Source organism: Micromonospora sp. NPDC047707 (genome assembly GCF_040704235.1).
Lineage (GTDB): Bacteria > Actinomycetota > Actinomycetes > Mycobacteriales > Micromonosporaceae > Micromonospora.
The window spans coordinates 84715-92607 of record NZ_JBEYSU010000025.1 but is presented as its reverse complement, the minus strand read 5'-3'; the positions used below and the strand labels follow the sequence as shown (position 1 = coordinate 92607).

Genomic DNA, 7893 nt, shown 5'->3' with positions numbered 1-7893 from the left:
ACCTCAAAGATCGAGCGAGCTGGGCGATGGCCCGACGGTCACCGGTGCACTCGAACCAACATCAGCTCGAGTGAGACAAGGGTGCACCAATGAGCAGGCATACCGAGCGAACCACCTCCCGCACGGTCGCACGGAGCGGGGTGACGGGGTGAGCGACGTCCTGCGGATCGGCAACGCCTCCGGCTTCTACGGCGACCGGTTCGCCGCCTGGCGGGAGATGCTCGACGGCGGTGAGCTGGACGTGCTCACCGGTGACTACCTGGCCGAGCTGACCATGCTCATCCTCGGCCGGGACCGGATACGCGACCCCGACCTCGGCTACGCGAAGACCTTCCTCCGTCAACTCGAGGGCACGCTGGGCACCGCGCTGGACCGGGGTGTCCGGATCGTCACCAACGCCGGTGGGCTCAACCCCGCCGGCCTGGCCGCCGCCGTCCGGTCGCTCGCCGCGCGGCTCGGGCTGGACGTCAAGGTCGGGTACGTCGAGGGCGACGCCCTCGTCCGGCCGGACGCGCTGACCGCGAACGCGTACCTCGGGGCGTTCGGGATCGCCGCCGCCCTCGACGGCGGAGCGGACGTGGTGGTCACCGGGCGGGTCACCGACGCGTCCCTGGTGGTCGGGCCGGCCGTCGCCCGGTTCGGTTGGAGGCGGGACGACCTGGACGCGCTCGCCGGCGCGACCGTCGCCGGGCACCTCCTCGAATGCGGGGCGCAGGTGACCGGGGGCAACTTCAGTTTCTTCACCGAACTGCCCGACGGCGGGCACCGGCCCGGCTTCCCCCTCGCCGAGTTGCGCGCCGACGGCTCGTCGGTCGTCACCAAGCACCCGGGCACCGGCGGGGCGGTCACCGTCGAGACGGTCACCGCCCAACTGTTGTACGAGGTGGGCGGCCCGGCGTACCTCGGGCCGGACGTGGTGACCCGCCTGGACACCGTGGACCTCACGCAGGACGGGCCGGACCGGGTGCGGGTGTCCGGCGTCCGGGGCACACCGCCGCCGGACACGCTCAAGGTGGGCGTCAACAACCTCGGCGGGTTCCGCAACTCGATGACGTTCGTGCTGTGCGGGCTGGACATTCCCGCGAAGGCGGCCCTGGTCCGCGGTCAGATCGAGGAGGCGGTCGGCAAGGAGGGGCTGGAGTTCGTCCTCGCCCGCACCGATCACGCCGACGCCCACGACACCGAGGCGGCGAGCGCGCTGCTGCACGTACACCTGCGGGACGGCGACAAGGCGCGGGCCGGGCGGGCCTTCTCGGCGGCGGCGGTGGAGCTGGCCCTGGCCTCCTACCCGGGCTGCACGCTGACGACGCTGCCCGGCGACGCGACCCCGTACGGGGTCTTCACCGCCGACACCGTGCCGCAGGACGCGGTGGAGCACGTGGCCGTCCTCCCCGACGGCCAGCGCGTACCGATCCCCCCGCCACCGGTGACGCGTTTGGAAGGGCCCCTTGTACAACACCAGGCGTTAACAAGGGGCCCTTCCTTGCACCGGACCCGGCGCGGCCCGCTGGGGGAGCTGGTGGGGGCGCGGTCGGGGGACAAGGGTGGGGACGCGAACCTGGGTGTCTGGGCGCGGACCGACGCGACCTGGGCCTGGCTGCGCGGCTGGCTGACCGTCGAGCGGCTGGCCGAGCTGCTGCCGGAGACCGCGCCGCTGACCGTCGAGCGGTACGAGCTGCCGAACCTGCGCGCGGTCAACTTCGTCATCCGGGGCCTGCTGGGGCAGGGGGTGGCCGCCTCGACCCGCTTCGACCCGCAAGCCAAGGCGCTCGGCGAACTGCTCCGCTCCCGCGTCGTCGACCTGCCGGCGCTCGGGGAGGCGACGTCATGACCATCGTGGACACCCCAGAACGCCGGCAGCTCCGCGAGCTGACCAGGACTTTTGTGACGAGGGAGGTGCTTCCGCACCTCGACGACTGGGAGCGGGCCGGTGAGGTCCCCCGCGACCTGCACGCCACCGCCGCGAAGCTCGGCCTGCTCGGCATCGGCTTCCCCGAACAGGTCGGCGGCAGCGGCGGCGACCTGCTCGACTCCATCACCGTCACCGAGGAAATCATCCGGTCGGGCGGCTCGTCGGGCCTGATCGCGGCGCTGTTCACGCACGGCATCGCAGTGCCGCACATCGTCGCGGCCGGGAGTGGTGACCTCATCGACCGGTACGTCCGCCCGACCCTCGCCGGCACGATGATCGGCGCGCTCGCCGTCACCGAGCCGGACGGCGGCTCGGACGTCGCGAGCCTGCGTACCACCGCCCGCCGCGACGGCGACCACTACGTGGTGAACGGCGCGAAGACGTACATCACCAGCGGCCACCGCGCCGACTTCGTGACCACCGCGGTCCGCACCGGCGGGCCGGGCGCGGGCGGCATCTCGCTGCTGGTGGTCGAGAAGGGTGCGCCCGGCTTCACCGTCGGGCGGCGGCTGGAGAAGCTCGGCTGGCACTGCTCGGACACCGCCGAGCTGTCCTTCGCCGACGTCCGGGTGCCGGTGACGAACCTGGTCGGCGCGGAGAACACCGGCTTCCTCGCGATCATGCGGAACTTCGCCTCCGAGCGGATCTCCCTGGCCGTCCAGGCGTACGCGACGGCGCAGCGCTGTGTCGACCTGGCCACCCGCTGGTGCCGGGACCGGGAGACGTTCGGCCGCCCCCTCGCGAGCCGGCAGCTCGTCCGGCACCGGCTGGCCGAGATGCACACCCGCGCCGAGGCGGCCCGCGCGTACGTGCTCGCGGTGGCCGAACGCGTCGCCGCCGGGGAGCCGGTGATCAGCGAGGTGGCGATGGCCAAGAACGTCGCCGTGGCCGCCTGCGCCGAGGTGGTCGACGCCGCGCTGCAACTGCACGGCGGCTTCGGCTACCTGCGCGACGCCGAGGTGGAGCGGCACTACCGGGACCAGCGCATCCTCGGCATCGGCGGCGGCACCACCGAGATCATGAACGAGATCATCGCGAAGGGCATGGGCCTGTGACCACACTCGACACCGCGATCGACCCTGCCTCCCCGGCGGTCCTGGCCAACCGGGAAGCCCTGCTGGAACGCCTCGCCGAGCTGGACACCGCGCTCGACCAGGCCCGCGCCGGCGGCGGCGAGAAGTACGTGGCCCGCCACCACAAGCGCGGCAAGTTGCTCCCCCGCGAGCGGATCGAGCTGCTGCTCGACCCGGACAGCCCGTTCCTGGAGCTGTCGCCGGTCGCCGCGTACGGGACGGACTTCCCGGTCGGTGCCAGCGTGGTGACCGGCATCGGCGTGGTCGAGGGCGTCGAGTGCCTGATCATCGCCAACGACCCGACGGTACGCGGCGGCGCGGTCAACCCCTGGTCGCTCGCGAAGACCCGGCGGGCCGGCGAGATCGCCCTGGCGAATCGCCTGCCGATGGTCAACCTGGTCGAGTCGGCCGGTGCGGACCTGCCCACCCAGGCGGAGATCTTCATCCCCGGCGGGCGGGTGTTCCGTGACCTGACCCGGCTCTCCGCGGCGAAGATCCCCACGGTGAGCGTGGTCTTCGGCAACGCCACCGCCGGGGGCGCGTACGTGCCGGGCATGTCCGACCACGTGATCATGATCCGGGACCGGTCGCAGGTCTACCTGGCCGGGCCGCCGCTGGTGAAGATGGCGACCGGCGAGGACGCCGACGACGAGTCGCTCGGCGGGGCGGCCATGCACGCCTCGACGTCCGGCCTGGCCGACTACCTGGCCGAGGACGAGCGGGACGGCATCCGGCTGGCCCGGCAGTGCGTACGCCGGCTCAACTGGCGCAAGCAGGGCCCACCGCCCCGCACGAGCCGCCCGCAACCGCCGAAGTACGACCCGGAGGACCTGCTCGGCATCGCCAGCGCCGACCTCAAGGTGCCGTTCGACCCCCGCGAAGTCCTCGCGAGGGTGCTGGACGGCAGCGAGTTCGACGAGTTCAAGCCGAGCTACGGCACCGCGCTGGTCACCGGCTGGGGCGAGCTGCACGGCTATCCGGTCGGCGTCCTCGCCAACGCCCGGGGCGTGCTGTTCAGCGCGGAGGCGCAGAAGGCGGCCCAGTTCATCCAGCTCGCCAACCAGTCCAACACCCCGCTGATCTTCCTCCAGAACACCACCGGCTACATGGTCGGCACCGAGTACGAGCAGCGGGGCATCATCAAGCACGGCGCCCTGATGATCAACGCGGTGTCGAACTCGACGGTGCCGCACCTGACCGTCAACCTCGGCGCCTCCTACGGCGCCGGCAACTACGGCATGTGTGGCCGGGCGTACGAGCCCCGCTTCCTGTTCACCTGGCCGAACGCCAAGTCGGCGGTGATGGGCCCGGCGCAACTCGCCGGCGTGCTGTCGATCGTGGCGCGGCAGGCCGCCGCCGCGAAGGGCCGCGAGTACGACGAGGAGTCCGACGCCGCGATGCGGATGATGGTCGAGCAGCAGATCGAGTCCCAGTCCGGGGCGCTCTTCCTCTCCGGCCGGCTCTACGACGACGGCGTGATCGACCCCCGGGACACCCGTACCGTCCTCGGGCTCTGCCTGTCGGCGATCCACAACGGACCGGTGAAGGGCGCCGACGGCTTCGGCGTCTTCCGGATGTGAGGGGACCACTCATGATCACCCGACTGCTGGTCGCCAACCGGGGCGAGATCGCGCGCCGGATCTTCGCCACCTGCCGCACCCTCGGCGTGCAGACGGTCGCCGTGCACTCCGACGCCGACGCCGACGCGCCCTTCGTCGCCGAGGCCGACCAGGCCGTCCGCCTGCCCGGGAACACGCCCGCCGAGACGTACCTCCGGATCGACCTCATCCTCGACGCGGCCCGCAAGGCCGGCGCGGACGCCATCCACCCGGGCTACGGCTTCCTCGCCGAGAACGCCGAGTTCGCCACGGCGGTCACCGACGCCGGCCTGACCTGGGTCGGGCCACCCGCCAAGGCGATCGCCGCGATGGGCGACAAGATGGCCGCGAAGGCGCTGCTCGCCGAGGCCGGCGTACCGATGCTGCCCACCTGGACCGACGCCCACCAGGTCACCGACTTCCCGGTGCTGGTGAAGGCGTCCGCCGGGGGCGGCGGGCGCGGCATGCGCGTGGTCCGCGACGCCGCCGGGCTCGCCGAGGCCGTCGCCAGCGCGCGCCGCGAGGCGGCCGCGGCGTTCGGCGACGGCACGGTCTTCATCGAGCGGTACGTCGAACGCGGCCGCCACGTCGAGGTGCAGATCTTCGGCGACGTGTACGGGACGGTGATCGCCCTCGGCGTCCGCGAGTGCTCGATCCAGCGCCGCCACCAGAAGATCGTCGAGGAGGCACCCGGCGTCCTCCCGCCGCACGTGCGGGAGCGGCTGCACGAGGCGGCCGTGGCCGCCGGCCGGGCGGTCGACTACGTCGGCGCCGGCACGGTCGAATTCCTGCTCGCGCCGGACGGCGACATCTTCTTCTTGGAGATGAACACCCGCCTCCAGGTCGAGCACCCGGTCACCGAACTCACCACCGGCCTGGACCTGGTCCGGCTGCAACTGCTCGTCGCCGAGGGCGAGCCCCTGCCGCTGGCGGCGACCCCGCCGCCGGTCGGCCACGCGATCGAGGTACGCCTCTGCGCCGAGGACCCGGCCCAGGGCTACCGGCCGGCGACGGGCACCCTGCACCGGTTCGCCCTGCCCGGCGTGGCTGCCGAGTTCGGTCCGCTGGCCGGGTCGGGCCTGCGGCTGGACTCCGGCGTGGTCGACGGCTCGGCGGTGAGCGTCCACTACGACTCGATGCTCGCCAAGGTGATCGCCTGGGCGCCCACCCGCGCCGAGGCAGCCCGCGTTCTGGCCGGCGTTCTCGCTCGGGCCGAGCTGCACGGCGTGGCGACCAACCGGGACCTGCTGGTCCGCGTCCTGCGCAGCCCGGAGTTCGCCGCCGTCGACGTCGACACCGGCTTCCTGGACCGGCACCCCGAGGTCTTCGAGCCCCTGCTGCCGGCCGAAGTGGTCCCCCTGGTCGCCCTGGCGGCGGCCCTCGCCTCGGCGGCCGACCGCCGCGCTTTCGCGTCGGTGCTGGCCGGGCTGCCGTCCGGCTGGCGCAACGTCCCCGCCTTTCCGCAGGTCGCTCGCTTTGCCGGACGGGACGGCGGCGAAATCGAGGTCTGCTACCGGCTGGACCGCGCTGGGCGGCTCGCCGAATGGTCGACCTCGCCGGCCGCCTCCGGACGGACTGCCTCGGCGGGATCCCCGACTTCTGGCACCGACCCGGCCGCCAGGGGCGGGGTAGGCGGCGACACCACGTCGGGCGGCGGCTCGCCGACACCGGCCGGCGAGGGCACGAACTCCGACGGGTCCGGCGGTGCGCCGGCCGTCGCCCTGGTCGAGGCCGCCCCGGAGCACGTCGTGCTCGACGTGGACGGGGTGCGGCGGGCGTACCGCGTACACCGTCAGGGGTCGGAGATTTTCGTGGACGGCCCGGGCGGGGCGGCGAGCCTGGCCGAGCTGCCGCGCTTCCCCCTGACCACCGCGGAGCTGGCCGCCGGGTCGCTGCTCGCGCCGCTGCCCGGCGCGGTGACCCGGGTACACGTCGAGGTCGGGCAGCGGGTCGCCGCCGGTGACCTGCTGCTGACCCTGGAAGCGATGAAGCTGGAACACCCCGTGCTCGCCCCCACCGACGGCGTGGTCGCCGAGCTGCCCGTCGCCGCCGGCGGCCAGGTCGACACCGGCGCCGTGCTGGCCGTGGTCAACCCCCTTGAGGAGGCTCAGTCATGAACTTCGACCTCACCCCCGAGCAGGACCAGCTCCGCGACGCCGTGCGGGCGCTGGGCAAGCGGTACGGCCACCGGTACTTCGTGGAGAAGGCCAAGGCCGGCGAGCACACCACCGAGCTGTGGAACGAGGCCGGCCGGCTGGGCTACCTGGGCGTGAACATCCCGACCGAGTACGGCGGCGGGGGCGGCGGCATCACCGAGCTGGCCATCGTCTGCGAGGAGCTGGCCGCGGCCGGCTGCCCGCTGCTGCTGCTCGTGGTCTCCCCCGCCATCGCCGCCACGGTCATCAACCGGCACGGCACCGACGAGCAGCGCAAGCGCCACCTGCCCGGCTTGGCGGACGGCTCCCAGAAGATCGTCTTCGCGATCACCGAACCGGAGGCCGGCTCGAACTTCCACCGCCTCGGCACGGTCGCCCGCCGCGACGGCGACGACTGGGTGCTCTCCGGCCGCAAGTGCTACATCTCCGGGGTCGACGACGCCGGCCACGTGCTGGTGGTGGCCCGCACCGAGGACGCGGTGAGCGGCAAGCTCAAGCCGGCGCTGTTCATCGTGCCGACCGACGTGGCCGGGCTGACCTGGTCCAAGCTGGACATGGAAATCTTGTCCCCGGAGAACCAGTTCCTGCTCTACCTGGACGACGTCCGCCTGCCCGGTGACGCGCTGGTCGGCGAGTCGGTGGAGGCGGGTCTGCCGGCCCTGTTCTCCGGTCTGAACCCGGAACGGATCACCGTCGCCGCGATGGGCGCCGGAACCGGCCGGTACGCGATCGAGCGCGCGTCGGAGTACGCGTCGACCCGTGCGGTGTGGGGTGGGCGGACGATCGGCTCCCACCAGGGGGTGTCGCATCCGCTGGCGCACGCGGCGGTGCAGGTGGAGCTGGCCCGGCTGATGATTCAGAAGGCGGCGGTGCTGTACGACGCCGGCCGCGACCTGGAGGCCGGCGTCGCCGGCAACATGGCGAAGTACGCGGCCGGCGAGGCGGCGGCTCTGGCCGTGGACACGGCTGTCCAGGCGCTCGGCGGAGCCGGCATGACCACGGAGTACGGAGTGGCGACGCTGCTCGGGGCGGTACGGGCGGGCCGGATCGCCCCGGTCAGCCGGGAGATGATCCTCAACTTCGTCGCCCAACACGTCCTCGGCCAAGACAAGTCTTATTGAGAGAGCTCGATCGGCCATTCGTAGGGCCATCTT

General features: G+C 72.8%; 5 protein-coding genes. All 5 read left to right on the top strand.

All coding sequences use genetic code 11. The features are described 5' to 3' along the window. Window positions 1-148: 148 nt before the first annotated feature. From AB0873_RS23395 to AB0873_RS23375, 5 genes are read left to right on the top strand one after another with little or no spacing between them, the layout of a single operon-like run. Window positions 149-1831, top strand: coding sequence for an acyclic terpene utilization AtuA family protein (locus tag AB0873_RS23395; RefSeq protein WP_366602140.1), 1683 nt, complete (start codon window positions 149-151; stop codon window positions 1829-1831). Beyond that, a complete protein-coding gene (locus AB0873_RS23390; protein WP_366602138.1) occupies window positions 1828-2967 on the top strand; it encodes an acyl-CoA dehydrogenase family protein in 1140 nt (379 codons plus the stop codon). The genes AB0873_RS23395 and AB0873_RS23390 overlap by 4 nt, the downstream gene beginning before the upstream one ends. Beyond that, window positions 2964-4565, top strand: a complete 1602-nt coding sequence (locus AB0873_RS23385) for a carboxyl transferase domain-containing protein (protein WP_366602136.1) — start codon at window positions 2964-2966, stop codon at window positions 4563-4565. Before AB0873_RS23390 ends, AB0873_RS23385 begins: the two co-directional genes overlap by 4 nt. An 11-nt stretch (window positions 4566-4576) precedes the next feature. Further along, window positions 4577-6700 carry a biotin carboxylase N-terminal domain-containing protein gene (locus tag AB0873_RS23380; protein WP_366602134.1) on the top strand — a complete coding sequence of 708 codons (2124 nt, stop codon included), beginning with the start codon at window positions 4577-4579 and terminating at the stop codon, window positions 6698-6700. Then, a complete protein-coding gene (locus tag AB0873_RS23375) occupies window positions 6697-7860 on the top strand; it encodes an acyl-CoA dehydrogenase family protein (protein WP_366602132.1) in 1164 nt (387 codons plus the stop codon). The genes AB0873_RS23380 and AB0873_RS23375 overlap by 4 nt, the downstream gene beginning before the upstream one ends. The last annotated feature ends 33 nt before the right edge of the window (window positions 7861-7893 follow it).